The organism is Streptomyces beijiangensis (assembly GCF_017315755.1).
GTDB classification, from domain to species: Bacteria; Actinomycetota; Actinomycetes; order Streptomycetales; family Streptomycetaceae; genus Streptomyces; species Streptomyces beijiangensis.
Genome location: NZ_JAFLRJ010000058.1, coordinates 17,525 through 42,711, shown reverse-complemented (window position 1 = coordinate 42,711; position 25,187 = coordinate 17,525). Strand labels below are relative to the sequence as shown.

The following is a 25,187-nucleotide window of genomic DNA, read 5'->3' as shown; positions in this document are numbered from 1 at the left end:
GGCGGGCCCGTACCTGCCGCATCAGCCCGGTGAGCAGCGGTGCGCCCAGCGAGACTACGGTCACTTGTGCGGCAACCGCCCCAACTCCGGCTGGTAGGATCGTCGCCGTGTTGAGCGAGAACCAAGCTGGCACAGCTGTACCTTCCAAACCTTCATGTAACCGGGCTGGTTTCAACCCGGCTGGTGTTGATCGTGTAAGAGCTGACGGGCCGTGGGCCCGCGGCCGATGTGAGCCAGGAATCCCCTCCCTCGCGGGCAGGGGAGGATTCAACAGCCCACCACCAGTGCCACCAACAGCGTGATCAAGCCGAAGAAGCCGTACCCCAGATAGAGATGGACGCTGCCGGTCGCCAGCCGCCTGGATGAGCGACCGGCTCGTTCCAGTGCATCCAGCACCGGCTGGTACAACCGGTGTTCGATCCGGTCCGGCACGCGCCGCCGGAAACGGATGCGCTCCACGAGATAGGCGGAGCCCGGCACCGCGGTCACGTCCACGTCCTGTTCCGGTGCGAGCACCTGGTCGAAGACGCGCTGAAGGGGCTCGGCGAACGAGGTCGCCGTGTAGGCCATGCGCGGTGTCGGAGCGCCTCCGCCGCAGTCCCAGAGCTTGGCGCGGGTACGGCGTCGGCGCCGCGCGAGGAGCTGTACGGTCCAGGCGCACGCCACCAGCACCGAGGCGAGCGCGAACACCACCGCCACCGGCGAGAGGGCGGCCGACACCGACTCCAGTTCCAGGTCCACCCCGCCTCCCTTCAGCGGTCCCCCCGCCGGGGCCACCACGGCCACCGCCCGGTTCAGTCCGTCGCTCAACATCCCTGGCGCCAGGGCGAGTCCGACGCACGCGGCGCCGAAGATCCCCATCCCGGCGAGCAGCTGCGGCGGGCTCTCCACGGCGGCCGCCGCCTGTGCGCTGCGCGGCCGGGCGAAGAACCCGACCCCGAGCGCCTTGACGAACACGGCGGCCGCAAGACCCGCCGACAGCGCGATCACGGCGACGGCGAGCGGCAGCACGATCGCGGTGGCGACCCCCGGCACGGCGAAACCGTGGATCAGCGCCTGCAGCAGCAGCCACTCGCTCACGAAGCCGTTGCCCGGCGGCAGCGCCACCGCCCCCAGCGCGGCCAGCGCGAAGAACCCCGCCGTGACCGGCATACGGGCCCGCAGCCCGCCCAGCGCGTCCAGGTCCCGTACACCGCCCGTCGCACGCACCACCGCCCCGGCCGCACAGAACAACAGCCCCTTGAAAGCGGAGTGGTTGACCACATGGAGCAGGGCGGCGGCCAGCGCGAGCCCGGCCGGCTGCCGGTCCCCGGCCGCGGCGAAGAGCCCGGCCGCGCCGACCCCGAGGAGGGCGAGCCCCATGTTCTCCGTCGACGAGTACGCGAGGAGCCGCTTGAGATCGGAGGCCATCGCCGCCTGCAGGATTCCGTATACCGCCGACACCCCGGCGGCCGTGACCACCAGCAGCCACCACCAGGCGGGCCCGCCGCCGAGGAGGTCGAAGCCGACGCGCACCAGGCCGTAGACGCCCATGTTCACCATCGCCGCGCTCATCAGCGCGGCCACGGGTCCCGGGGCCTCCCCGTACGCGCGCGGCAGCCAGCCGTGCAGCGGCACCAGGCCCGACTTCGACATGAAGGCCGCCGCGGTGAGGACGAACACCACCCCCTTGACCGCGCCAGGTGCCCCGTCCGCCCCGGCCCGCAGCGCCGCGAAGCTCTCCCCGCCCGCCCGGGAGGCGAAGAGCGCGAGCCCGGCGAGGAGCAGCACGAAGCCGAGCTGGGTCATCACCGCGTACCAGACAGCCGCTTCCCGAACGGCCCGGCGCTCCCGGTGCTCGGTGAGCACAAGGAGCAGCGAGGTGAGCGCCATCAGCTCCCACAGCAGCAGGAATGCCGAAACGGAGGCCGCGGCGGGCACCAGGACCAGAGCGAGCGCGAAGCCCGGCAGGGCCGCCGAGGTTCCCGGCCACCCGATGCCGTACACGGCGACCGCGAGCGCCACCGCCCCGGAGACGGCCATGAAGAGCCCGCCCAGCGGGTCGAGCGCCAGCTCCACCCCGCCGAGCGGAAGCAGCCAGGTCACCTCCGCCGACCAGGAACTCCCGCCGAGGGCGGAGACCCCGCCGACGAGTCCCGCCGCCCCGACCGCAGCCGTCACGGTCGAGCAGACCGCCGCGCCCGGCCGGTTCACCGGCCGGTCACGGTGCGCAGGGCCGCCACGACCGCCTCGGGCCGGGGCGGGCAGCCCGGTACGGAGAGGTCCACGTCCACCACATCGGCGACCGCGCCCTCGACCCCGTACCCCCCGGCGAACTCCCCGCAGCCGATCGCGCAGTCGCCGATCGCCACGACGGCGCGCGGCTCGGGCATCGCCTCGACGGTACGGCGCAGGGGCACGGCCATGTTGCGGGTCACGGGCCCGGTCACCAGGGCGACATCCGCGTGGCGCGGGGAGGCCACCAGGCGCGCCCCGTACCGCTCGGCGTCGTACACAGGACCGAAGGCGGCCGCGATCTCGATCTCGCACCCGTTGCACGAACCGGCGTCCACGCAGCGCACCTGGACCGACCCGGCGAAGTCGGGGAAGTCACCGGCAGGCGGCCGGGGCGGGGCGTCCTCGGCCACCCGCCCGGTGGTCCGGATCTTGCGCAGGAGATTCATGCCCGGCACAACCGTCCCGGCAGCCCCCGGAGTTACGCGGCTTGCAGGAGTCCTCAGCATTACTTGATGGGGATTTGACCTCGCCGGCCGCCGAAGCAGTGATCCGGCCGCCGGGCGAGCCGAGTTGGCTTGAGCGATCACAGACGCCATCTGCCCGGCAGCCCGTACGCTGAGAGCAGCGACACGTACGGCGGCGAACCGCGGGGAGCGAAATGGCACTAGGCGCACTGGGCTACAGCAGGCGCACCGGCGAGCTTCCCGCCGAGGTGACCGGCTTCGTGGGCCGCTCGTCCGAACTCGCCCAGGTGCGCGAGCTGGTGATCCGCAACCGGCTCATCACCCTCGTCGGCCCCGGCGGCGTCGGCAAGAGCAGACTCGCGCTGCGTACCGCACTCGCTCTCAAGGGTGAATACGCCGACGGAGTCGTCCTCGTCGAGCTCTCCGCCCTGCACGACCCCGAACTGCTCCCGCACACCATCGCCGGCGCACTCGGCCTGCCCGAGCAGTCCGGCAGGCCGCTGCTCGACATCGTCATCGAGCACCTCCAGGAGCGCCGCCTGCTGCTGGTCGTCGACACCTGCGAACACCTCCTCGACGCCTGTGCCCTCCTCGCCGACCTCCTGCTGCGCGAGGCTCCGGGCGTCACCGTCCTCGCCACGAGCCGCCAGCCGCTCGACGTCCCCGGCGAGCACACCCTGGGCATCCAGCCGCTCCAGCAGGACGACGCCGAGGCCCTGTTCGCCCAGCGCGCGGCCGCCGTCGTCCCCGGATTCACCGTCGACGCGGGCAACCGCGCCGACGTCCTGGCGCTCTGCCGCCGCCTCGACGGCATCCCGCTGGCCATCGAGCTGGCGACCGTACGACTGCGGGCGATCCCCCTCGACCAGCTGACCGCCCGCCTGGAGCACCGCTTCCGGGTCCTCACCGGCGGACGGCGCAGCGCGGCCCTCCCGCGCCACCAGACGCTCCGTACCGCCATCGACTGGAGCCATGAGCTCTGCTCGCCCGAGGAACGCCTCCTATGGGCACGCCTCTCCGTCTTCGCGGGCTCCTTCGACCTGACGGCCGTCGAGGAGGTCTGCTCCGGCGAGGGCCTGCCGCGCGACGAGATCATCGAGCATCTGATCGGGCTCGTCGACAAGTCGGTGGTGTTGCGCGACAGCGAGGACGGCTCGCACTACCGGCTCCTGGACACCATCAGGGAGTACGGATCCGACCAGTGCGCCGCGACAGAGGGCGAGCAGGAGCGCTGCCGCCGCTTGCACAGGGACCACTTCCTGGCACGCGTCCTGCACTTCCAGGACATGATTCTCACCGCCGAACAGGTGCCGCTGTACTGGCAGTTGACCCAGGACGTGGCCGATCTGCGCAGCGCACTCGACTACTCGCTCTCCCGCCCCGACGGCATCAGACCCGCCCTGCTGATGGCTGCCTTGCTCTGGCCCTTCTGGATCACGGCAGGGCTCTCCAAGGAAGGCCGCTACTGGCTCGGCAAGGGGCTCGACGCGGAGCCCGCAGCCTGCGCGGAGCGCTCGGCCGCGCTGCTCTGGGGCGGCCTCGTCGCGCTCACCCAGGGGGATCTGGAGTCGGCGCTCGCGGACTTCGAGGAGACCAGGAAGGTCGCTCTGCAGGCCGGTGTCGAAGGGGACTTCGCGCTGGCGACGGCGTACGTCGGCGCGGTCACCTGGCTCTTCGGCGACGCGGGGGCGGGGTCGGTGATGATGTCCGAGGCCCTGGACCTCCTCACCCGCCTCGACGACCGCAAGTACCTGCTCATCTACCGCTACCAGAAGGCGTACATGCACGCGCTGCTGCGTGAGCCCGAAGCGGCGGTCTTCGAGGCCGCGAAGGCACGCCTGCTGATCGGCGAGGACTCCGGCGAGTGTCTCGCCAGCGGTCAGATCCTGATCTTCGAGGCCATGGCGGCCTGGACGCGCGGCGAGCCGGCCGAGTGCATCGGGCTGGCCAGGGCCGGGCTCACCACGAGCCGCGAGGTCCGCGAGCTCTTCGGCGCGGCCAACAGCATGGAGCTCATGGCGTGGGGTGCGGCGGAGCTGGGCCGCCCGAGCACCGCGGCCTGGCTGCTCGGCGCGGCCGGAGCGCTGTGGCGCAATGTCGGATCACCGATGGTGGGCGTCGCGATGTACCTCGACGACCACACCCGTATCGAGACCGCCGTACGGACCGAGCTGGGCGATCAGGAGTACGCACGCCTCTTCGCCCAGGGCGCCGAACTCCCCCTGGACCGCGCCGTCGAGCTGGCATTGGCGGGCGCCGCGACCCCGACGGCAGCGCTGCCCCAGGCATCGGACACCGCATCGGCGGACAACCTCACCCGGCGCGAGCGCGAGGTCGCCGCCCTGGTCGCCCAGGGCATGACCAACCGGGAGATCTCGGAGCGGCTCGTCATCTCCAAGCGCACGGCCGACGCGCACGTCGAGCACATACTGGCCAAGCTCGGCTTCTCCTCCCGCGTGCAGATCGCGGCGCTCGCGGAGGGAAGCCCTTCTTCCTAGGCGGCGTGCGGATCCGCGATGTTGAGCCGCCCCTCCACCACGTCCAGCGCCACGTCGGCGAGTTTGACCCGGTGTGACCGCGCATGGCTGCGCAGGACGTCGAAAGCCTGGTCCATGGAGAGTGTCATACGGTTCGCGAGCACTCCCTTGGCTTGTTCGATGACGATCCTGCTGGTCAGCGCCAGCTCCAACTGGGAGGTGAGGACCCGGCTCCGGGTCAGTTCACGTTCCCGTACGAGTGCTGTCGCGGCGGCCGTGGCGAGCGAGCGGCCCAGGGCCAGTTCGACCGGCGTCAGCGGGGTGCTCCGGGAATGGAGCAGTACGAGAGCGCCGACTGTCTCCTCGCGCACCGTCAGCGGCAGTGCGGCGACCCGGGTGTAGCCGAGGGCAAGCGCCCGCGGCGTGTAGTGCGGCCACCGCTGATGGGCTGGCGCCGTGTCAAGCACGGTCTCGGGCAGTGCTCCGGTGCGACAGCAGTCGTGACCGGGCCCCTCGCACCGGTCGACCGCGCCCGTCTCCAGCTGTGTGACACGCGGATCGGAAGCGGAAACGCGGACGGCACCCTGATCGCCGGCGCGGAGCACTGCCCCGACGGCGCCGACCCCGAGCAGAGCCACGCTGTGTCCCGTGAGCACGCTGAGATGACGTGCGACGTCGTACGAGTCGTCCGGCGTGCCGGCCAGCGCTACGAACGCGTCGGCCAGCCGCATATCCGGCGTGGACATGGGGGCTTCCCCTCGATTCAGTTGATCTTCAGTTCGCCGGAGACGATCCGCCGGGCGATCGTTTCGGGTGAGGTGGCTTCGGCATAGGCCCGTGCCCTGATGAGCGACAGTGCGTCTCCGATCGGGCAGGGGATCCGCTCGGACAGTAACCCGGCGGCCTGGTTCACGACGGGCCGTAGGTCGGCCGTCTCGTACAGCTCCGGATTTGCGTCGGGACCGAGCTGCAGTCCGTCGGTCAGGGCGTCCGCGACCCAGGCGAGGATCCCGGAGCCGGCGAGGTCGGGAGGAGGGTCGAAGACGGCGAGCGTACCGATGCAGATGCCCTCGGACGTCAGCGGCACGGCGATGACCGAGAGCGCACCCAGTGCGGCGAGCTCGGATCCGTAACCGGGCCAGAGGCCGTCGACGGCCGGCCCGGACGCGGACACCGTGCAGATCCACTTCGCCGCGTCCGTGGCGGGTCCGAGACCCAGGATGTACTCCAAGTCCAGCGCGGAACGGGAGAGTTGGTCCGAAGACGAGACCGCGAGCTGGCGGTGGTCGGCGCCGATCAGGGCGAGTGCCGCACTGGGGGTCTCGCAGGTCTCGGCGACCTCGGCAAGGCCCAGGGGCGGCGCGGCGCGGTCCTGGGGCCAGTCGCTCATGCGGCGGGCGCGCGCGTCGTGCAGTTGTGCCGCGGCGAGGTGGCGCCTCTCGGTACCGCGATGTATCGACGCCATCGACTCGTGGAACGTCCGCCGGTCTGCCGTCAGTGCGGCCAGCCGCTCGTGCTGATCCGCCAGAATGCCCTGCTGCACGGCCCGCCGGCCCGCCCGGGCAGCATGCAGCCAGGCGCTGCCGGCCCGCCCGGTCGCCTGTCCCGAACTCCCTTGCTTCGCGGCCATGTTCAGAGGATACGGCGGAAACGTCAGTCGGTGCTCTTTCCTGCCAAGTCCTCCATAAGCAGGACAACCCCTCCGTGATGACCGTCGAAGGGCGAGCAGGTGACCGCGCAGTCGATGGTCCGTCCGATGCGGTTGACGGCGGGAATCACCACAGGCCCCTCGCGCTTGCCTGAGACGATGCACTCCTGGATGACCACGTTCAGCTGAGCCGTCGGCAGCCCGAAATCCAGCCCGAGGAAATCCTCATTGAGCACCTCCTCGGAGCGCAGCCCCCACAGATCGGTGGCACCCGGGTTCCAGCTGCGTACCTTCAGGGTGCCGGACAGCACCACCACGCCCGCCGCGACACTGCTCACCACCCCTTCCAGGAACGCCCTGGCCTCGTCGAGATCCGAGGTGCGGATGCGCATCTCGTCGTTCATGGCCTCCAGCTCTTCGTGCCCCGACTGGAGTTCCTCGTTGGTCGTCTCCAGCTCCTCGTTGGTCGACTGGAGTTCTTCGTTGGTCGTCTCCAGCTCCTCGATGCTGGACTGGAGTTCTTCGTTGGTCGCCTCCAGCTCCTCGTTGGTCGACTGGAGCACCTCGTACGCCGTTTCCAGATCCTCCCGTACGCGCTTGACCTCGGCCCGGAGCAGTGTGGCGTGCGTGACATCGGTGAAGGTGATGCTGATGGCGACCGGGCTGCTGTGGCCGCCGAGTACCGGCTGCACCAGGACGTCGAAGTACTGCGTGTCGTCGCGGTCGGTGTGCCGCTCGGTGCCACTCATCCGCACGGCACGGCGCTCGTCCGCGGCCTGCTCGATCAGCGAACGGAGGTCGACGGGCCGGTAGGAGACCTCCAGATCCTGGAGCGGGCGGCCCACATCGTGGCCGGTGAGCCCGAACCGGGAGCGTGCCTGACTGTTGATCATCACGATGATGCCGTCCTCGTCCACGGCGATCATGGCGCCGGGAGCCGCATCGAGGATCAGATCACGCAGCTGACGGGTGTGCGCGACCGTCTTCGGCTCCGCCCCGACGCCGGTGCCGATCTTCGGCCGGGATGCGGGGTGCGGCAGCGTGCCTCCGCCGGGCCTGCGCCGGAAGATGCGCTGGCGGATGCTGACCGAATCGAACCGCTCCGCGTCGTTGAGCAGCATCTCGGCCTTGCCGAGGAAGAGATAGCCGCCCTCACGCAGGGCGAAGTGGAAGCGGTCGACGATGTGCGTCTGTGCCTCGACGTTGAAGTACATCAGGGTGTTGCGGCAGACCAGGAGGTCGAGCCGGGAGATCGGTGCGTCGCGGGTGATGTCGTGCCGGCCGAAGACCACCCGGCGGCGGAGCTCGGCGCGGAAGGTGTACGTCGAGCCGGTCGGGGTGAAGTACTTGTCGCGCAGTTCGGCGGAGAGCGGCTCCAGGGCCTTCGCTGTGTACTGCCCGGCACGGGCGTCGCGCAGCGCCTCCTCGTCCACGTCCGTCGCGTAGATCTTCACGCGCTCCAGATACGCCTCGATCCCCAGCACCTCCGCGAACATGATGGCCAGCGAGAACGCCTCCTCGCCGCTGGAGCAGCCCGCGCTCCACACCCGGATCTCGTTGTCCTCGCCGGCTCTGGCGACTACCTCGGGCACCACCTCGCGCCGCAGGAGTGTCCAGGCGTCCGCGTCCCGGAAGATCGAAGTGACGTTGATGAGGATCGAGTTGAAGAGGGTGCGGAACTCCTCCGCATCGGTCTCAAGACGGTCGCGGTAGTCCGCGAAGCCCTGGGCCCCGGCCTCGTTCATCCGCCTGCGGATGCGCCGGCCGAGAGTGGAGCGCTTGTAGCCCGTGAAGTCGAAGCCGCGCGCATCCCGGAGGAAGCCCAGCAGCTCCTCAAGCTCCTGATCGGTCGCGGTGCCGGCCGGGTCGTTCATGAGTGCCTCTTGTTGTCGACCAGTCCGCGGATCGCCGCGGCGATGTCCTCAAGTGGTAGCACGAAGTCGACGGCCCCCGTGGCCACTGCGGCTTGCGGCATTCCCTTGAATTCCGCTGTCAGCGGCTCCTGCGCGATCACCGTCCCGCCGCGCGACTTCACCGTGTCCGCACCCTGTGCGCCGTCGACCCCCGTACCGGTGAGTACGCAGGCGATGGCGCGGGGCCCGTACGCGGCGGCGACCGACTCGAAAAGGAGGTCTGCGGAGGGGCGTACGAAATGGACGGGATCGGTGTGCGACAAGGACAGGACCCCGTCGGGGGCGACGAGCAGATGGTGGTCGGGCGGCGCCACGTAGACCTTGCCCGCCTCGATCCTCTCGTGGTCCCCGGCCAGTGTGACGGGGAGCGCCGACCGGCGGGAGAGGACTTCGGCGATGAAGGTCCGGTGGCGCCGGTCGAGATGCTGCACGATCAGCACCGGCACCGGCAGCTCCGCGTCGAGGGCGCCGAGCAGCACCCCGAGCGCCCTGATGCCCCCGGCCGAGGAGGCGACGGCGAGGACGGCGTATTGCTCCTGTGTGTGCTGATCAGACGTCACGAATTGAGCCTATAGGCCCTACGGCCGCCCGGCTCAGAGCCGGGCGGCCGTAGGGGGAGAGGGCGGTCGGTCAGCTGGGGGACGCCGCGCCGCGCCGCGCGTAGAACCACCAAGTCACGGCCATGCAGCTCACATAGAAGCCCACGAAGCCCCACATCGCGCTGGTCACCGCGAAGTTGGCGAAAAGAGCGGGGATGAAGAAGAAGCCGTATGCCGCGATGGCGGCGGTGAACCCGGTGACCGCGCCGGACTCCATCTCCGTCTGCTTCAGCGCCTTCGCGTACTCCGGGGTGCCCTCCGTCAGGCCCTTGAGGTGCTGGTTGCGGAAAATCACCGGGATCTGACGGAACGTCGAGCCGTTGCCGATGCCCGAGAAGAAGAACGCCGACAGGAAGCAGAGGAAGAATCCCCAGAAATTGCCCGAACCGCCGCCGGTGGGCAGGAAGTTGATGACGCCGATGATGGAGGCCGCCATGCCGACGAACGACAGGAGCGTGACGCGGGCGCCACCCAGCTTGTCGGCGACCCAGCCGCCCGCCCAGCGGGCGAGCGCGCCGAGGGCAGGGCCCATCCAGGCGTATGTGGCCACCGGGTAGTCAGGGAAGGTGGTCTTGATCAGCATCGGCAGGGCCGCGGCGAAGCCGATGAAGGAGCCGAAGGTCCCCACGTACAGCCAGGTCATCAGCCAGTTGTGCTTGCGCTTGAAGATGATCTTCTGCTGGGCGAAGGAGGTGGATGCCGTCTTGAGGTTGTTCTGGCCGAACCAGGCGCAGGCCGCCAGGATGATCAGGACGGGGACCCAGAGGAACGCGGCGTTCTGGAGGTAGACCTCGTTGCCGGTCTTGGCGTTGTGCTGGCCCGAGCCGATGGCGATCACCGAGCTGGTGATGACGATCGGGGTGAGCAGCTGGACGACGGAGACGCCGAGGTTGCCGAGGCCGCCGTTGATGCCGGTGGCGTTGCCCTTCTCGCGCTTGGGGAAGAAGAAGCCGATGTTGGCGAGCGAGGAGGAGAAGTTCGCGCCGCCGATGCCACAGAGCGCGGCGATCATCGCCATCACGCTGTACGGAGTGGAGGTGTCCTGGATCGCGAAGCCCAGCCAGATCAGCGGGACGATCAGCACGATCGTGGAGAGCGCGGTGAAGGTCCGCTGGCCGATCTTCGGGCCGAGGAAGGTGTAGAAGATCCGGGCCGTGCCGCCGGTCAGACCGGGGATCGCGGTCAGCCAGAAGAGCTGCGAGGTGGAGAAGCCGAAGCCGACGTCCGTGAGGTTCGTGGCGGTGACGCTCCAGACCTGCCACACCACGAAGGCGACCAGCAGGGCCGGGACGGCGATCCAGAGGTTGCGCAGCGCGACGCGCCTGCCGTGCGACTGCCAGAAGAGTTCGTTCTCCGGCTCCCAGTCGGTGATCGTTCGGCCCGGCCTGTACTGGTCGGGGTCGAGGTCGTTCGACTGTCCGGTGGCGGCGGTCGCTTCCTGTACGGCTGGGCTCATGGCATCGTCCTGATGGTGAGGAGAAGATCCTTGCTCTCCCAGGGTGGACGGGGACATAAGGGAGAGATCAGAGGCGTTGGTCGGCTCTCCCGGTGGCCTAGGTCCCCTCGTCCGCCGGACGTTCGGGACCCGGCTCACAGCTCATGGACCGTGAGCGCCACGTCGGGGTCGTCCACGCTGACGCCGGTACGGAGGTCGAAGACCTGCTTGTGCATGGGGGAGGCGACGACCGGGGCCCCGTCCAGGGAGCCCATGATCCCGTCGGCGATGACATCGGCGCCCGAGTACGGGTCCCGGTTGCCCACCGCGTACACCCGCCCCTCGCGGTCCTTGAAGAGGGCCGCCGCGGAGCCGTCGGGCAGCACGGCGGCCCGCCCGCGGCCCGGCTCCAGGTCTTCCGTGAAGGAGACCCCGTCGTCCGGTGCGGAAGTGAACGGCGCGAAGCGGCGCAGCTTCTCCGGGTCCGCCAGGACGGCCGCCCACTCGTCCTGGTACGCGGCGACATGGCGGTCCATCTGCGCCTCAAGATCGGCGCAGAGTCCCAGCGAGTCCTCGATCAGTACGGACCTGAGGTGTTCCATGCCGCCCCCTGTCCGCTCCAGCCACGCCGAGGTGCGCTCCAGGCGCTCCGCCGTGCGTACGTAGTACATGAGGAAGCGGTCCATCAGCCGGAAGAGCGCGGCCGCGTCCAGGTCGGCGGCGAGCAGCTCGGCGTGGCGCGGGGTGGTGCCGCCGTTCCCGCACACGTACAGGTTCCAGCCGTTGGCCGTCGCGATGACCCCGATGTCCTTGCCGCGCGCCTCGGCGCACTCGCGCAGACAGCCCGAGACGCCGCCCTTGACCTTGTGCGGGGACCTGAGCCCGCGGTAGCGCAGCTCGATGTCGATCGCGAGCTGGACCGAGTCGCCCTGGCCGAAGCGGCAGAACTTCGACCCGACGCAGGACTTCACCGTACGGAGCGACTTGCCGTACGCATGCCCCGACTCCATGCCCGCATCGACCAACCGCCGCCAGATGTCCGGCAGTTGTGCGGCGCGGGCGCCGAACAGATCGATCCGCTGGCCGCCGGTGATCTTGGTGTAGAGGCCGTAGTCGCGCGCGACCTCGCCGATCACGATCAGCGACTCGGGGGAGATCTCACCGCCGGGGATGCGCGGGACGACCGAATAGGTGCCGTCCTTCTGGAGGTTGGCGAGATAGAGGTCGTTGGAGTCCTGCAGCGTGGCCTGCTCGCCGTCGAGGATGTGGGTCAGACCGAGCTCGGGGCCGAGCGTGCCGAGCACATTGCCGACGACGGGCTTGCAGACGGCGCAGCCCTCGCCGCTGCCGTACTTCTCCAGGAGTTCGGTGAAGGAGCGGATGCGCTCGTCGCGTACGGCGGCATAGATCTCCGACCGGGACAGGGCGAAGTGCTCGCACAGGCCCTTGGGCTTCTCGATCCCGGCGGCCAGGAGCTCCGCGTCGAGCACCGCCTGCAGGGTGCCGGCGCAGCCGCCGCAGCCGGTGCCGGCCTTGGTGCACTTCTTGATGCCGCCGAGGTCGGTGAGCCCGTTCTCGGCGACGGCCGCCCGTACCGCGCCCTTGGTCACGTTGTGGCAGCTGCAGAGCACGGCGTCGTCGGGGAGCGAGTCGGCGCCCGGCACTTCGGCGCCGTTCGCGGGCAGCACGTACGCCTCGGCAGGACCCGGGAGTTGGCGGCCCGCGTGCGGCTTCAGCGAGCCGTACGCATCCGCGTCGCCGACCAGGATCCCGCCGAGCAGCGCACCGTCCGGGCCGAGCAGCAGCTTCTTGTAGACGCCCTCGCGCTCGTCGGAGAAGACGACCGCGACGGCTCCCGAGGTCTGGTCCGCTTCGGCGAAGGGGTCGCCGAAGGACGCCACGTCGGCGCCCATCAGCTTCAGTTTGGTGGAGGTGTCCGCGCCCGTGAACGTCAACGCGCCCGCGCCCGCCAGGGATTCGGCGGCCACTTCGGCCATCTGGTAGCCGGGCGCGACCAGCCCGTAGACCCGTCCGTCGACGGTCTGCGCGCACTCGCCGATGGCGTAGATGTACGGGTCGCTGGTGCGGCAGTGCGCGTCGACGACCACCCCGCCCCGGTCGCCCACCGCGAGTCCGCACTCGCGCGCGAGGCGGTCGCGGGGCCGTACGCCCGCGGAGAAGACGACCAGATCCGCCTCGATGTGCTCACCGTTGTTGAGCCGCAGCCCACGGGCCGCTCCGGCGCTGTCGAGGTCGACCTCCTGCGCACCGACTCCGGTGTGCACGGCGACGCCCATCGACTCGATGGTCGCGCGGAGCGCGGCCGCGCCGCCGTCGTCGACCTGCAGCGGCATCAGGCGCGGCGCGAACTCCACCACGTGGGTCTTCAGCCCGAGGGTGCGCAGGGCGCCCGCGGCTTCGAGGCCGAGGAGGCCGCCGCCGACGACGATGCCGGTGCGGCGGTCCTCGTCCGCGGAGTAGGAGGTGAGCGCCTCGACGTCGTACAGCGTCCGGTAGGTGAAGCAGCCCCGGGCGTCGGCGCCGGGGACCGGCGGCACGAAGGGGTACGAGCCGGTGGCGACGACCAGCGCGTCGTACGCGACGGTGGCACCCGAGGTGGTGGTGACGGTACGGGCTCCGCGGTCGACGGTCTCGGCGGGATCGCCGAGCCGGAGGTCGATGCCGTGCTCCTCCATGAACCCCGGTGCGGCGAGGGCGAGTTCGCCGGGGTCGGTGCCGGTGAAGGCGGAGGAGAGGTGCACGCGGTCGTACGCGGGGCGGTCCTCCTCGGCGAGGACGACGACCTCCCAGCCGGGCCCGCCGGGGGCGGCAGGATCGATGAGCGCGCCGCGCTCGGCCAGGGCTTCGAGGAGGCGCTGCCCCACCATTCCGTGGCCGATCAGCACAAGGGTCTGGACCATGGGGGCACGCTCCGTCGTCGGTCGATATGGGTCCCGGCCTCCGACGTTAGGCGTACGGGAAGCGGAACCCGGCCGGTGAAGGACCCCTGTGCACAGGACCTGTGGCCCTGCGGGAGGGGGCGTCCGGAGCCCTCGGCGCGTCCGCCGCCCGCGTAGCGTCGAAGGGTGGACTGCTCCCCGACAGGCGGCGGCCCGCTCCACTGCTTCCGCACCCCAGGAGTCGGCCGTGCTCAACCCCGATCCGCCCGCACTGGTACTCGCCGTCCACGGCAGCGCCGCCCCCGCGGCGGCCGCCACCGTGGGACGGCTCACCCGTAACGTCGAAGGGCTGCGCGATGTCAGGCCCGTGGTAGGCCACCTCGACCACCAGGGGCCCTCGCTCGCCACCGCGCTCGGCCGGGTCGCCGGCTCAGGGCACACCCGGGCCGTCGTCGTGCCGCTGCTGCTCGGGGACGGATTCCACCGGACCGTGGACATCCCCGCCGTGGTCGAAGCCGCAGGGAGCGGTATCGACTGCGTACTGACCGAAGGGCTCAGCGGCGAGCAGGATGTCGCCCTCGCCCTCTACGGGCGGCTGCGCGAGGCCGAGTGCCGGGCCGGGGCACGCGCCGACGCGGTCGTCCTCGCCGCGGCCGGGTCGTCGAGGCCGGGAGGAAAGGACGGTGCGAAGGCCGCCGTACGGCAGCTGCGGACGCTTCTCCACGCCGAGCGCGGGTCCGTCCCCGTACGGCCCGCGTACTGCTCCGCCGCCGAGCCGACCGTGCCCCTGGCGATCGCCCAGCTGCGCGCCGCAGGCCACCGGCGCATCGCTGTCGCCACGCATCTGCTCGCGCCCGGCCGCTTCACGGACGCGCTCGCGCAGTCCGGCGCCTGGGCCGTGAGCGGGCCGATCGCCGACCACCCGCGGATCGCCCGCGTCGTGGTCGCCCGGTACGACTCCGCGCTGAACTCCCTTGCCCTTACGCGGTGTTACGAGCGGTCTTCGGCCAGCTGACGCACCAGACCGGCGAAGGCATCCCGCTCGGCGGGCGTGAGTTCTACCCGCTCACCGGAGTGCCCGCGCTGTACGGGAACGGTGCGCAGCGGCTGCCTGGTGCGCCAGACCGAGACCGCGAAGCGGTCCCGGCGCAGGATGCGGACCAGGCCGATGATCCAGGCCACGGTCGCCAGGAGGAGGACGGCCAGGCCTACCTGCTGAACGATCGAGACGTGCTGAGGCATGCGGCCCAGTAGACAGCACAGACCGGGACGTATGGCAGGGGTGAATGGGACCAAAGTCCTGAAAGTGATGCATCTCGCACCGTCGGCCGAGAGTGTCGCGCGGACACTCGACGGCGGTGGCTACTCGAGGCCGGAGATCCTGAACACCGTGCGGGCCGTCTCGCGGTCGACGCGCGCCGCGATCTGCCGCAGCGCCGTCTCTCCGCAGCGCAGCGAGCCGCGGTCGGCGCTGGTGCGGGAGTCGTCGTCCAGTACGCGCCACAGCGGGGGATTGGCGACCAGGACCTTCGGGTCGATCTCTGCCCGGTTGCCGTCGGCGTCCCGCAGGACCAGGCGCTGGGCGACGCCGTCGGACCAGCGGACCGACACCAGCCGGTCGGTACGTACCCCGGACCGGCTCAGCAGACCGCGCGACACCAGACGACCCCGGCTCACCGACACCCGGGCAGGCCAGAGCACGGCGAACAGCAGGGCGGCCAGACCGGTCCACAGGGCGCCGCGCGGAACGCTGAGCGTGCCCGCGCCGGTGTCTATGGCCAGCAGCAGCACGAGCAGCAGCACCGCGCAGCCGACCGCCGCACGGGCGTCGCCCGCCCAGCCGGCGTCGTGGACCACCGGGCCGGCCGCGGGCCGTGGAGCTGCGCTGTTCCCCGCCGCGATGCGGGTGGTCCGTCGTCCCATGTACCGGGACGGTAGGCGGCCCCGATGCGGCCGGCACCCTGCCTTGACGGCTTGCTGATGCGCCACCGGCCCTTCTTGTCGCGGGTCATACGGCTCCCTGACACCACCGTGATCGGGCCGTGGCGCGGCGGCCTGCGCTGTCCCTTCCGGCAGGGGCCCGGGAGCCCTCCGCGTAAGAGTCGCGTCAAGGCGGCACCCCTGGCCGTAAGGGGGCCGTCAACGGAACGCGCAAAAGTCGTATGAGGCGGTTTCCTCAAGGTGTCCGTTCACATCCGCACTTCTTCAGGAGCTCACGATGGCCGACCTGGCCTTCGTCGTCATCACGATCGCGGTCTTCGCGCTGGTGGCGCTCATCGCCAAGGGGGTGGCAAAGCTGTGACTGCCGAGAACATCGTCGGCCTCGTTGTGGCCGTCGCCCTGCTGGGTTACCTCGTCCTCGCCCTCGTGTACCCGGAGAGGTTCTGAGCCCCGACATGTCTCCTGTCCTCGCTGGTGTGCTCCAGTTCCTCGCGCTCGCAGTGGCGCTCGGACTGGCCTATCGTCCGCTCGGCGACTACATGGCCGGCGTCTACTCCTCGACCAAGCACCTCCGGGTCGAGAAGTGGATCTACAAGGCCATCGGTGCCGATCCCACCACCGAGATGCGCTGGCCCGCCTATCTGCGCGGTGTCCTCGCCTTCTCGTTCGTGAGCGTTCTCTTCCTCTACCTGCTGCAGCGCGTCCAGGGCTCGCTCCCCGGCTCGCTCGGCTTCTCCTCGATCGACCCGGACCAGGCGTTCAACACCGCCGCGTCCTTCGTCTCCAACACCAACTGGCAGTCGTACTACGGCGAGCAGGCCATGGGCCACGTCGTACAGACCGGCGGCCTGGCCGTGCAGAACTTCCTCTCGGCGTCCGTGGGGATCGCCGTAGCGGTGGCTCTGGTACGCGGCTTCGCCCGCTCCCGCACCGGTGAGCTCGGCAACTTCTGGGCCGACCTGGTGCGCGGCACCGTCCGCATCCTCATCCCGATCGCGGCCATCGCCGCTGTCGTGCTGGTCGCGTGCGGCGCCATCCAGAACTTCTCCGGCATCCACGACGTCGGCCAGTTTTTGAATGAGCACAGCCTGGGGGGTTCGCAGCAGTGGAACGGCGGCGCGGTCGCCTCGCAGGAGGCCATCAAGGAGCTGGGCACCAACGGCGGCGGTTACTTCAACGCCAACTCCGCCCACCCCTTCGAGAACCCGAGCGGCTTCTCGAACCTCTTCGAGATCTTCCTGATCCTCGTCATCCCGTTCGCCCTGACCCGCACCTTCGGGCGCATGGTCGGCTCCATCAAGCAGGGTTACGCGATCCTGGCGACGATGGTGACGATCTGGGTCGGCTTCACCGCCCTGATGATGTGGACCGAGTTCCACCACGGAGGCCCGGCCTTCGACATCGCCGGCGGCGCGATGGAGGGCAAGGAGAACCGGTTCGGCATCGCCGGATCGTCGATCTTCTCGGTCGCCACCACACTCACCTCGACCGGCGCGGTCAACTCCTTCCACTCCTCTTTCACCGGCTTCGGCGGCGGCATCACGATGCTCGGCATGCAGCTCGGCGAGATCGCACCCGGTGGTACCGGGTCCGGGCTCTACGGAATGCTGATCATGGCGATCATCGCGGTGTTCATCGCGGGTCTGATGGTCGGCCGTACACCCGAGTACCTGGGCAAGAAGATCGGCACCCGCCAGATCAAGTTCGCGGCCTGCTACATCCTCATCACCCCGGCGCTGGTGCTCTGCTTCACCGCCGCGGCGATGGCGCTGCCCACCCCCGGCAACTCGATGACCAACTCGGGCGCGCACGGCTTCTCCGAGATCCTGTACGCCTACACCTCGGGCGCCAACAACAACGGTTCGGCCTTCGCCGGGCTGAACGCCGACACCCAGTGGTTCAACACCACGATCGGTCTCGCGATGCTCCTCGGCAGATTCCTGCCGATGGTGTTCGTCCTGGCGCTGGCGGGCTCGCTCGCCGAGCAGAAGCCGGTCCCCGAGACCGCGGGCACCCTCCGTACCGAGAAGCCGCTGTTCAGCGGGCTCCTCGTCGGCACCATCCTGATCGTCGCAGGACTGACCTACTTCCCCGCGCTCGCGCTGGGACCGCTCGCTGAAGGGCTGGCGTCATGAGTACCCTCACTCCGGCCCGTGCTCCCCACCAGGACGCGCCCACCGGGCACAAGCCGGAAGCCGGCCGTGTCGGCGGCGGCCTGTTCGACCCGAAGCAGCTGATCAAGTCCTTCCCTGACGCGGTCAGGAAGCTCGACCCGCGGGTGATGGTCAAGTCCCCCGTGATGTTCGTCGTCGAGGTCGGTTCCGTACTGACCACGATCTTCGCGATCAAGGACCCGGGCAGCTGGTTCGGCTGGGCGATCGCCGGCTGGCTCTGGCTGACCACGATCTTCGCCAACCTGGCGGAGGCGGTGGCAGAGGGGCGCGGCAAGGCGCAGGCCGAAACGCTGCGCAAGGCCAAGACCGACACCGTCGCCCGCCGTATGAAGGGCGGTGTCGAGGAGCAGGTGCCCGGCACCGCGCTGACCATCGGCGACCTGGTGGTCTGCGAGGCGGGCGACATCATTCCCGGCGACGGTGACGTCGTCGAGGGCGTCGCTTCGGTCGACGAATCGGCCATCACCGGTGAATCGGCCCCCGTCATCCGGGAGTCGGGCGGCGACCGCTGTGCCGTCACCGGCGGTACGAAGGTGCTGTCCGACCGGATCGTCATCAAGATCACGACGAAGCCCGGCGAGACCTTCATCGACCGCATGATCGCCCTGGTCGAGGGCGCGGCCCGGCAGAAGACGCCGAACGAGATCGCGCTGAACATCCTGCTCGCCTCGCTCACCATCGTCTTCCTGCTCGCGGTCGTCACGCTGCAGCCCTTCGCGACGTACGCCGGCGCGGAGCAGTCGATGATCGTGCTCACCGCGCTCCTCGTCTGCCTGATCCCGACAACGATCGGGGCGCTGCTCTCCGCGATCGGCATCGCGGGCATGGACCGCCTGGTCCAGCGCAACGTCCTGGCCATGTCCGGCCGGGCGGTCGAGGCCGCGGGCGACGTGTCGACACTGCTGCTCGACAAGACCGGCACCATCACCCTCGGCAACCGCCAGGCCTCGGAGTTCGTGCCCGTCAGTGGCACCACCGAGGCGGAGGTCGCCGACGCCGCCCAGCTCTCCTCGCTCTCCGACGAGACCCCGGAGGGCCGCTCCATCGTCGTACTGGCGAAGGAGAAGTACGGACTGCGCGAGCGCCACCAGGGCGAGCTGACGCAGGCCGAATGGATCGAGTTCACCGCGCAGACCCGGATGTCGGGTGTGGACGTGGACGGGCGCAAGGTCCGCAAGGGGGCGACCGGTTCGGTCGTCGCCTGGGTCAAGGAGCAGGGCGGCACGGTCTCCGAGGACGCCGACACCCTCTCCAGCACCATCTCGCAGGCAGGCGGCACCCCGCTGCTGGTCGCCGTCAACGACGAGCGGGGAGCGCGCGTCCTCGGGGTCATCCACCTCAAGGACGTCGTCAAGGAGGGCATGCGCGAGCGGTTCGACGAGCTGCGCCGCATGGGCATCAAGACCGTCATGATCACGGGTGACAACCCGCTGACCGCCAAGGCGATCGCGGAGGAGGCGGGCGTGGACGACTTCCTCGCCGAGGCCACCCCCGAGGACAAGATGGCGCTGATCAAGCGCGAGCAGGCGGGCGGCAAGCTCGTCGCGATGACCGGCGACGGTACGAACGACGCGCCTGCCCTCGCCCAGGCGGACGTCGGTGTCGCGATGAACACGGGCACGTCGGCCGCGAAGGAGGCCGGCAACATGGTCGACCTCGACTCGAACCCGACCAAGCTCATCGAGATCGTCGAGATCGGCAAGCAACTCCTCATCACCCGGGGCGCGTTGACGACCTTCTCGATCGCCAACGACGTCGCCAAGTACTTCGCGATCATCCCGGCGATGTTCGCGGTGGTCTACCCGGGCCTGGACAAACTGAACATCATGCACCTGGCCAGCCCGGAGTCGGCGATCCTCTCCGCCGTCATCTTCAACGCGCTGATCATCATCGCGCTGGTGCCGCTGGCCCTGAAGGGCGTGCAGTACAAGCCGACCAGCGCCGACAAGATGCTCCGCCGCAACCTCACGATCTACGGGATCGGCGGCCTGGTCGCACCGTTCGTCGGCATCAAGATCATCGACCTCCTCATCTCCCTCATCCCCGGGCTGTGACTTTCAGAAAGCGTGCTGATCAGCCATGAACAACTCCGTAAGCAGCGCAGGCAGGTTGCTCTGGGCCGGGCTCCGAGCCCTGCTCGTCATGACCGTCGTGTGCGGCGTGATCTACCCGCTCGTCGTGACCGGGATCGCCCAGGCCGCCTTCGGCAACAAGGCCAACGGCTCCGAGATCAAGGAGAACGGCAAGGTCGTCGGCTCCTCACTCATCGGGCAGACGTACAACCTCCCGCTGAAGAAGGGCGAGGAGACCCCCGCGCCCGACCTCAAGTGGTTCCAGCCGCGTCCCTCCAACGGCCTCGGCTCCAACAGCGTCAACACCCAGTACACGCTGATCCTGTCCGGCGCCACGAACCGCTCCGGTGACAACGCCGACCTGATCAAGTGGGTCACCGACGCCAAGGCCGCCGTCGTCAAGGACAACTCGGTCAACGGCTACACGGTCAAGCCCTCGGACGTCCCGGCCGACGCCGTCACGTCCTCGGGCTCGGGTCTCGACCCGGCGATCTCTCCCCAGTACGCGAAGATCCAGATCCACCGGATCGCCGCACTCAACCACCTCACGGTGGACCAGGTCGACAAGCTCGTCGCCGACCACACCAGCGGCCGCCTCCTCGGCTTTATGAGCGAGCCGACGGTCAACGTCCTCGAACTCAACGTCGCACTGCGGGAACTCACCCAGAAGTGACCGCTTTACAGCGAGGGGCGGAAGCCGGCGGCCAGGGTTCGTCCTGCCCGCCGGCTCCCGCCCCTCCGCACGACAGAAAGGCGGCACACCGATGACCCGGGTGCTGGTGGTGGAGGACGAACCACAGCTCGTACGGGCGCTCGAGATCAATCTCAGGGCGCGGAAGTACGTCGTGGATGCCGCGCCCGACGGGGAGACCGCGCTGGCCCTGGCTGCCGAGAATCCACCCGATGCCGTGCTGCTCGACCTCGGGCTGCCCGATATGGACGGCCTCGACGTACTGAAGACGCTGCGCCGCTGGTCCCGGGCGCCCGTCCTGGTGGTCTCCGCGCGCAGTACGTCCGACGAGAAGGTCGCGGCGCTGGACGCCGGCGCCGACGACTACATCACCAAGCCCTTCAGTATGGACGAGCTGCTCGCCCGCCTGCGCGTGGCCACCCGCCGCACCGGGCCCGGCACGCGCCCCGATGAGGGCGGGGGAATCGTCACCACCCAGGGCTTCACGCTCGACCTGTACGCGAAGAAGGCCAGGCGCGGCGGCAGGGACGTCCGGCTCACCCCGACCGAGTGGCACCTGGTCGAGGTACTCGTCCGCAACCGCGGCCGGCTGGTCAGCCAGCGCCGGCTCCTTGAGGAGGTCTGGGGGCCCGGCTACCGGACGCAGAGCAACTATCTCCGCGTCTACATGGCCCAGTTGCGGCGCAAGCTCGAAGCGGACCCGTCGCATCCGCGGCATCTGATCACCGCGCCGGGCATGGGCTACCGGTTCGAGATGTGAACCGCGTTCTCCAGGTCAAAAGTTCATGATGATGAACATCGATCATGTACATAACCATTGACGTGATCATGGCGACCATTTAGCGTCCAAAGATAGCGCTTTCTAGCTCCGGATGGGACGCCATTCCACGCCGCTTGTTCATGTAGTCGAACCAGTCACAATGGAGGAGAACGATGAGACTGAGAGCCGCCATCGCCTGCGCCGGTCTGTTAGCCGGTGCGCTTCTCGCACTGCCAGGCGCCACGGCGCAGGCCGCGTCCGTCCGCTTCGAGGCCGAGAGTTCCCCGGCCGTGTGCACCGGCACCATCGACTCCGACTGGACCGGCTACTCCGGCACCGGGTTCTGCAACGCCACCAACGCGGTGGGCGCCTCCGCGCAGTTCACCGTGAACGCCGCCACCGCGGGCACGGCGACACTGAAGGCCCGCTTCGCCAACGGGACCACCGCCGCACGCCCCGCGACCCTCACCGTGAACGGCGGGTCGGCAACGGCGGTGTCGTTCGAGAGCACGGGCGCGTGGGGGACGTGGACGACGAAGACGCTGTCGGTGCCGGTGAGTTCGGGCAGCAACACCATCCGCTTCAGCCCGACCGCCGCCGCGGGCCTGCCCAACATCGACTACCTCGACGCCGATACGGGCGCTGTCACGCCCCCGGCGTCCACCGCTCTGTACGTGGCCACGAACGGCATCGACAGCGCGGCCGGAACGCAGGCCGCCCCCACGACGCTCCCGTCCGCGATCAGCCGCGTCGCTCCCGGCGGGACGATCTACGTGCGCGGCGGAACGTACAGCTACTCCTCGACCGTCACCGTCCCGGTCGGCAGCGACGGAACCTCCGGCGCCCGCACCACCCTGTCCGCCTATCCGGGCGAGACCCCGGTGCTGAACTTCTCGGCGCAGAGCGAGAGTTCGACCAACCGCGGACTCCAGCTGAACGCCTCGTACTGGCACCTCTACGGCCTCGTCGTCGAGCACGCCGGTGACAACGGGATCTACGTCGGCGGCAGCAACAACGTCGTCGAGCGCACGGTGACGCGCTTCAACCACGACTCGGGGCTGCAGCTCGGCCGGATCGCCTCCACCACCCCCAGCTCCCAGTGGCCGTCCAACAACCTGATCGTGAGCGCCGAGTCGCACGACAACGCCGACTCCGACGGCGAGGACGCCGACGGGTTCGCCGCGAAGCTCACCACCGGCACGGGGAACGTCTTCCGGTACGACGTCTCCCACAACAACATCGATGACGGCTGGGACCTCTACACCAAGACCGACACGGGCGCGATCGGCCCGGTGACCATCGAGTACTCCCTGTCGTACAACAACGGCACGCTCTCCGACGGCACCGTGAACTCCAACGGCGACCGCAACGGCTACAAGCTCGGCGGCGACGACATCGCGGTCAACCACGCCGTCCAGCACAGCATCGCGTACGGCAACGGCCACCACGGATTCACGTACAACAGCAACCCCGGCACGATGGCCATCTCGAACAACGTGGGCATCGACAACGCCGAGCGCAACTTCTCGTTCGACGCCGGTACTTCGGTGTTCCGGACCAACACCTCGTGCCGTTTCGACGTCAGCGGATCGAACGACAAGACCGTCGGCAACGCCGACAGCTCGAACCAGTTCTGGTCGGGTACGAATGGATCCCGGTGCTCCGCGTACGCGGGCGCCCTGGGCTGGTCCTTCGCGGCGGACGGCCACCTCGCGGTGACGTTCGGCGGCAGCGTCGTCACGCCGTAACCGTCCCCGCAGCACTCCGGTGCCGGTCCGCCCCGTACATCAGGGCGGACCGGCCTGGAGCAGGGCAGGAACGGCCCGCGCGTGTATGTCGAGTCCGCGGCGCATCTGGTAGCCGGTGTGGGCCGTCGTGGTGCCGACCTCGACCTTGCAGTCGTCATCGATCCACAGCAATGAGGTGTGGACGTCATGCTCACCCATGTACCCCAGAGTCAGGCGCGTCTCGACCACCGCATCGGATCGGCGGTACCGCACGGTGATCTGCAGCGGATACCGGTCGCGACTGGGCACATCCTCGGGGCCGGTGAACCCGAGCGCCTCCAGAACGCCACCCAGCCGGAGGCTCGCCTCGGCCGCAAAGGTTTTCACCCTGAAGTCCACGCATCCGAGTATGAGCGGCCACGGAGATCAGTTCAGCCGGATGCGCCGACCGGGGGCGCAGGTGCATGAAGTTGCGACGGTATCGGCCCCATGCTGTCCTGGGGCCATGATCGTCGGCACTCCGGCGGCTGACGGTAAGCCGCCGGCGGCCGCGTATCGCAATCTTGCCGTGGCGACACTCGGCTTCACACTGACCTTCTGGGCGTGGGATCTGGTGGCGCCGCTCGGCAGCGACTTCAAGGACAGGCTCGGGCTGAGTTCCGTCCAGCAGTCGCTGCTCGTCGCCATCCCGGTGATCGTCGGTTCACTCGGCCGGATTCCGGTGGGTGCGCTGACCGACCGGTACGGGGCGCGGCTGATGTTCCCGCTGGTCTCCGCGCTGACCATCGTGCCCGTCCTGCTGCTGATTCCGGCCCGTCATTCCTACGGGGCCATGCTGGCGGTCGGATTTCTGCTCGGCCTGGGCGGTACGACCTTCGCGATCGGCATCCCGCTCGTCAACTCGTGGTTTCCGCCCGCCCGGCGGGGCTTCGCGCTGGGTGTGTTCGGCATGGGCATGGGCGGTGTGGCGCTGTCCGGGTACTTCACCCCGCGCATCGCCAAGCACGGCGAGACCCTCCCCTTCCTCATCGTCGCCATCGCGCTCGCGGCCTTCGCGGTGCTCGCCGCCGTGACGATCACCGACCGCCCGGACCGGCCGGTGCCGACCACCTCCCTGGGCACCCGGCTCGGTGAGGCCGGGCGGCTGCGCGTGACCTGGGAGCTCTCCGTGCTGTACGCGATCGGCTTCGGCGGCATCGTCGCCTTCGGCGTCTATCTGCCGACGTACCTGAAGACCTGGTACGACCTGAGTCCCACCGAAGCAGGCACCAGGGCGGCCGGCTTCGCCCTGGTCACCGTGGCCTTCCGGCCGATCGGCGGCTGGCTGGCGGACCGGGTCCACCCCGCGGTCGTGACCGCCTGGGCCCTTGCCCTGGTCGCCCTCCTCGCGATCGTCCAGGCCTTCGACCCGACGCTGAGCCCGATGGGCACGATCTGTTTCCTGGGGATGGCGGCAGGGCTCGGCACGGCGAGCGGCAGTGTCTTCGCGCTGGTCTCCCAGGTGACGCCGCAGCCGCAGGTGGGCAGCGTCACCGGCATCGTCGGGGCGATGGGCGGCCTGGGCGGCTTCGTCCCGCCGCTGCTGATGGGCGCCATCTACAGCGCGAAGGGCTCGTACTCCATCGGCTTCATGCTGCTCTCCGACCTGGCGCTGGCCGGCTGTGTCTACGCGTACGGGAAGATGCGCACCACCCGGGCGGGCTGACCGCGCGGTACCGGGGTGACGCACCTACGGTGGAGTGCATGGACATCGCCTCCCTGGGCCCCCTCGCCGACGAGCTGCTGGCCGCCGCACCCGATGCGCACGCGGGCCGCAGCGCCAGGACCGTCTACGGCGGACACGGGCGCACGCTGGGCCAGACCCTCATCGCGCTCGGCGCGGGCACGTCGCTCTCCGACCACCAGAACCCCGGTGACGCGACCGTTCTGGTCGTCCGAGGGCGGGTCCGGCTCACCGCCGGGGACCAGTCCTGGGAAGGCAGCCCCTATGACCTGCTGCCCGTTCCGGACGCCGTCCATGGGCTCGAAGCCCTGGAGGACTCGGTCGTCCTGCTCACGGTGGCCAGGCGCCACAGCTGACTGCGACGCCCCGGGCGGGGGCACCCAGGGGCGTCAACTCCCTGATTTGTGTAGGCCATTGACAAATTAATGGCGCGTTGCCAGCATGCG

General features: G+C 69.7%; 21 protein-coding genes. 10 read left to right on the top strand and 11 right to left on the bottom strand.

The genetic code is table 11. The features are described from left to right. Positions 1–267 precede the first annotated feature (267 nt). Both J0695_RS06760 and J0695_RS06755 read right to left on the bottom strand, forming a co-directional pair. Positions 268–2,193 carry a proton-conducting transporter transmembrane domain-containing protein gene (locus J0695_RS06760; protein ID WP_307798458.1) on the bottom strand — a complete coding sequence of 642 codons (1,926 nt, stop codon included), beginning with the start codon at positions 2,191–2,193 and terminating at the stop codon, positions 268–270. After that, the gene (locus J0695_RS06755; RefSeq protein ID WP_206960921.1) at positions 2,190–2,663 is read right to left on the bottom strand and encodes an NADH-quinone oxidoreductase subunit B family protein; all 474 of its coding nucleotides are present in this window, start codon (positions 2,661–2,663) and stop codon (positions 2,190–2,192) included. Before J0695_RS06755 ends, J0695_RS06760 begins: the two co-directional genes overlap by 4 nt. Positions 2,664–2,875: 212 nt before the next feature. Between J0695_RS06755 and J0695_RS06750 the strand changes: the two genes are divergently transcribed. Next, complete coding sequence (locus tag J0695_RS06750; RefSeq protein WP_206960920.1) at positions 2,876–5,179, top strand: ATP-binding protein; 2,304 nt, start codon at positions 2,876–2,878, stop codon at positions 5,177–5,179. On the opposite strand, the gene J0695_RS06745 is transcribed toward J0695_RS06750, so the two are convergent. The 6 genes from J0695_RS06745 to nirB form a co-directional block, all read right to left on the bottom strand. After that, on the bottom strand, positions 5,176–5,904 hold the full coding sequence (locus tag J0695_RS06745; protein ID WP_206960919.1) for a GAF and ANTAR domain-containing protein: 729 nt from the start codon (positions 5,902–5,904) through the stop codon (positions 5,176–5,178). The genes J0695_RS06750 and J0695_RS06745 overlap by 4 nt on opposite strands. 17 nt (positions 5,905–5,921) lie before the next feature. After that, a complete protein-coding gene (locus tag J0695_RS06740) occupies positions 5,922–6,788 on the bottom strand; it encodes a GAF domain-containing protein (protein ID WP_206960918.1) in 867 nt (288 codons plus the stop codon). Positions 6,789–6,811: 23 nt separating this feature from the next. Continuing rightward, positions 6,812–8,680 (bottom strand): CheR family methyltransferase, encoded by a 1,869-nt coding sequence (locus tag J0695_RS06735; RefSeq protein ID WP_206960917.1) that lies wholly within the window; start codon positions 8,678–8,680, stop codon positions 6,812–6,814. Then, on the bottom strand, positions 8,677–9,279 hold the full coding sequence (locus J0695_RS06730) for a chemotaxis protein CheB (protein WP_206960916.1): 603 nt from the start codon (positions 9,277–9,279) through the stop codon (positions 8,677–8,679). The genes J0695_RS06735 and J0695_RS06730 overlap by 4 nt, the downstream gene beginning before the upstream one ends. Before the next feature lie 70 nt (positions 9,280–9,349). After that, positions 9,350–10,774, bottom strand: a complete 1,425-nt coding sequence (locus J0695_RS06725; protein ID WP_206960915.1) for a NarK family nitrate/nitrite MFS transporter — start codon at positions 10,772–10,774, stop codon at positions 9,350–9,352. Between the two features lie 134 nt (positions 10,775–10,908). Then, entirely contained in the window at positions 10,909–13,674 is a 2,766-nt protein-coding gene (gene nirB / locus J0695_RS06720; protein WP_206960914.1) for a nitrite reductase large subunit NirB, read from the bottom strand. Between the two features lie 226 nt (positions 13,675–13,900). On the opposite strand from nirB, the gene J0695_RS06715 reads away from it, so the two are divergent. Continuing rightward, the gene (locus J0695_RS06715; RefSeq protein WP_206960913.1) at positions 13,901–14,668 is read left to right on the top strand and encodes a sirohydrochlorin chelatase; all 768 of its coding nucleotides are present in this window, start codon (positions 13,901–13,903) and stop codon (positions 14,666–14,668) included. Here J0695_RS06715 and J0695_RS06710 read toward each other — a convergent pair. Both J0695_RS06710 and J0695_RS06705 read right to left on the bottom strand, forming a co-directional pair. Then, positions 14,644–14,895, bottom strand: a complete 252-nt coding sequence (locus J0695_RS06710) for a hypothetical protein (protein ID WP_206960912.1) — start codon at positions 14,893–14,895, stop codon at positions 14,644–14,646. The two genes, J0695_RS06715 and J0695_RS06710, sit on opposite strands and share 25 nt — an antisense overlap. A 120-nt stretch (positions 14,896–15,015) precedes the next feature. Continuing rightward, the gene (locus J0695_RS06705) at positions 15,016–15,576 is read right to left on the bottom strand and encodes a hypothetical protein (RefSeq protein ID WP_242552299.1); all 561 of its coding nucleotides are present in this window, start codon (positions 15,574–15,576) and stop codon (positions 15,016–15,018) included. 375 nt (positions 15,577–15,951) lie between these two features. On the opposite strand from J0695_RS06705, the gene kdpF reads away from it, so the two are divergent. The 6 genes from kdpF (at position 15,952) to J0695_RS06675 (ending at position 23,039) form a co-directional block, all read left to right on the top strand. Next, the gene (kdpF, locus tag J0695_RS06700; RefSeq protein WP_175264873.1) at positions 15,952–16,041 is read left to right on the top strand and encodes a K(+)-transporting ATPase subunit F; all 90 of its coding nucleotides are present in this window, start codon (positions 15,952–15,954) and stop codon (positions 16,039–16,041) included. An 8-nt stretch (positions 16,042–16,049) separates the two neighbouring features. Further along, the gene (kdpA, locus tag J0695_RS06695; RefSeq protein WP_206960911.1) at positions 16,050–17,729 is read left to right on the top strand and encodes a potassium-transporting ATPase subunit KdpA; all 1,680 of its coding nucleotides are present in this window, start codon (positions 16,050–16,052) and stop codon (positions 17,727–17,729) included. Continuing rightward, positions 17,726–19,822 carry a potassium-transporting ATPase subunit KdpB gene (kdpB, locus tag J0695_RS06690; RefSeq protein ID WP_206960910.1) on the top strand — a complete coding sequence of 699 codons (2,097 nt, stop codon included), beginning with the start codon at positions 17,726–17,728 and terminating at the stop codon, positions 19,820–19,822. Before kdpA ends, kdpB begins: the two co-directional genes overlap by 4 nt. Positions 19,823–19,847: 25 nt before the next feature. Continuing rightward, positions 19,848–20,513, top strand: a complete 666-nt coding sequence (locus J0695_RS06685; protein WP_206960909.1) for a potassium-transporting ATPase subunit C — start codon at positions 19,848–19,850, stop codon at positions 20,511–20,513. Between the two features lie 91 nt (positions 20,514–20,604). Further along, on the top strand, positions 20,605–21,291 hold the full coding sequence (locus tag J0695_RS06680; protein WP_206960908.1) for a response regulator: 687 nt from the start codon (positions 20,605–20,607) through the stop codon (positions 21,289–21,291). Between the two features lie 173 nt (positions 21,292–21,464). After that, positions 21,465–23,039, top strand: a complete 1,575-nt coding sequence (locus tag J0695_RS06675; RefSeq protein ID WP_206960907.1) for a right-handed parallel beta-helix repeat-containing protein — start codon at positions 21,465–21,467, stop codon at positions 23,037–23,039. 39 nt (positions 23,040–23,078) lie between these two features. Here the strand turns inward: J0695_RS06675 and J0695_RS06670 are convergent, their stop codons facing one another. Next, on the bottom strand, positions 23,079–23,417 hold the full coding sequence (locus J0695_RS06670) for a hypothetical protein (protein ID WP_206960906.1): 339 nt from the start codon (positions 23,415–23,417) through the stop codon (positions 23,079–23,081). Positions 23,418–23,523: 106 nt separating this feature from the next. Between J0695_RS06670 and J0695_RS06665 the strand changes: the two genes are divergently transcribed. Both J0695_RS06665 and J0695_RS06660 read left to right on the top strand, forming a co-directional pair. Continuing rightward, positions 23,524–24,723, top strand: a complete 1,200-nt coding sequence (locus J0695_RS06665; RefSeq protein ID WP_206960905.1) for an MFS transporter — start codon at positions 23,524–23,526, stop codon at positions 24,721–24,723. Positions 24,724–24,761: 38 nt separating this feature from the next. After that, positions 24,762–25,097, top strand: coding sequence for a cupin domain-containing protein (locus J0695_RS06660; protein ID WP_206960904.1), 336 nt, complete (start codon positions 24,762–24,764; stop codon positions 25,095–25,097). Positions 25,098–25,187: the final 90 nt, after the last annotated feature.

Excerpts from the sequence above, each read along its gene's own strand:
- J0695_RS06745 (WP_206960919.1), bottom strand. The coding sequence starts at position 5,904 with ATGTCCACGCCGGATATGCGGCTGGCCGACGCGTTCGTAGCGCTGGCC.
- J0695_RS06735 (WP_206960917.1), bottom strand. The coding sequence starts at position 8,680 with ATGAACGACCCGGCCGGCACCGCGACCGATCAGGAGCTTGAGGAGCTG.
- J0695_RS06710 (WP_206960912.1), bottom strand. The coding sequence starts at position 14,895 with ATGCCTCAGCACGTCTCGATCGTTCAGCAGGTAGGCCTGGCCGTCCTC.
- J0695_RS06755 (WP_206960921.1), bottom strand. The coding sequence starts at position 2,663 with ATGAATCTCCTGCGCAAGATCCGGACCACCGGGCGGGTGGCCGAGGAC.
- nirB (WP_206960914.1), bottom strand. The coding sequence starts at position 13,674 with ATGGTCCAGACCCTTGTGCTGATCGGCCACGGAATGGTGGGGCAGCGC.
- kdpA (WP_206960911.1), top strand. The coding sequence starts at position 16,050 with ATGTCTCCTGTCCTCGCTGGTGTGCTCCAGTTCCTCGCGCTCGCAGTG.
- J0695_RS06675 (WP_206960907.1), top strand. The coding sequence starts at position 21,465 with ATGAGACTGAGAGCCGCCATCGCCTGCGCCGGTCTGTTAGCCGGTGCG.
- J0695_RS06740 (WP_206960918.1), bottom strand. The coding sequence starts at position 6,788 with ATGGCCGCGAAGCAAGGGAGTTCGGGACAGGCGACCGGGCGGGCCGGC.
- J0695_RS06680 (WP_206960908.1), top strand. The coding sequence starts at position 20,605 with ATGACCCGGGTGCTGGTGGTGGAGGACGAACCACAGCTCGTACGGGCG.
- J0695_RS06685 (WP_206960909.1), top strand. The coding sequence starts at position 19,848 with ATGAACAACTCCGTAAGCAGCGCAGGCAGGTTGCTCTGGGCCGGGCTC.
- J0695_RS06750 (WP_206960920.1), top strand. The coding sequence starts at position 2,876 with ATGGCACTAGGCGCACTGGGCTACAGCAGGCGCACCGGCGAGCTTCCC.
- J0695_RS06705 (WP_242552299.1), bottom strand. The coding sequence starts at position 15,576 with ATGGGACGACGGACCACCCGCATCGCGGCGGGGAACAGCGCAGCTCCA.
- kdpB (WP_206960910.1), top strand. The coding sequence starts at position 17,726 with ATGAGTACCCTCACTCCGGCCCGTGCTCCCCACCAGGACGCGCCCACC.
- J0695_RS06725 (WP_206960915.1), bottom strand. The coding sequence starts at position 10,774 with ATGAGCCCAGCCGTACAGGAAGCGACCGCCGCCACCGGACAGTCGAAC.
- J0695_RS06660 (WP_206960904.1), top strand. The coding sequence starts at position 24,762 with ATGGACATCGCCTCCCTGGGCCCCCTCGCCGACGAGCTGCTGGCCGCC.
- J0695_RS06665 (WP_206960905.1), top strand. The coding sequence starts at position 23,524 with ATGATCGTCGGCACTCCGGCGGCTGACGGTAAGCCGCCGGCGGCCGCG.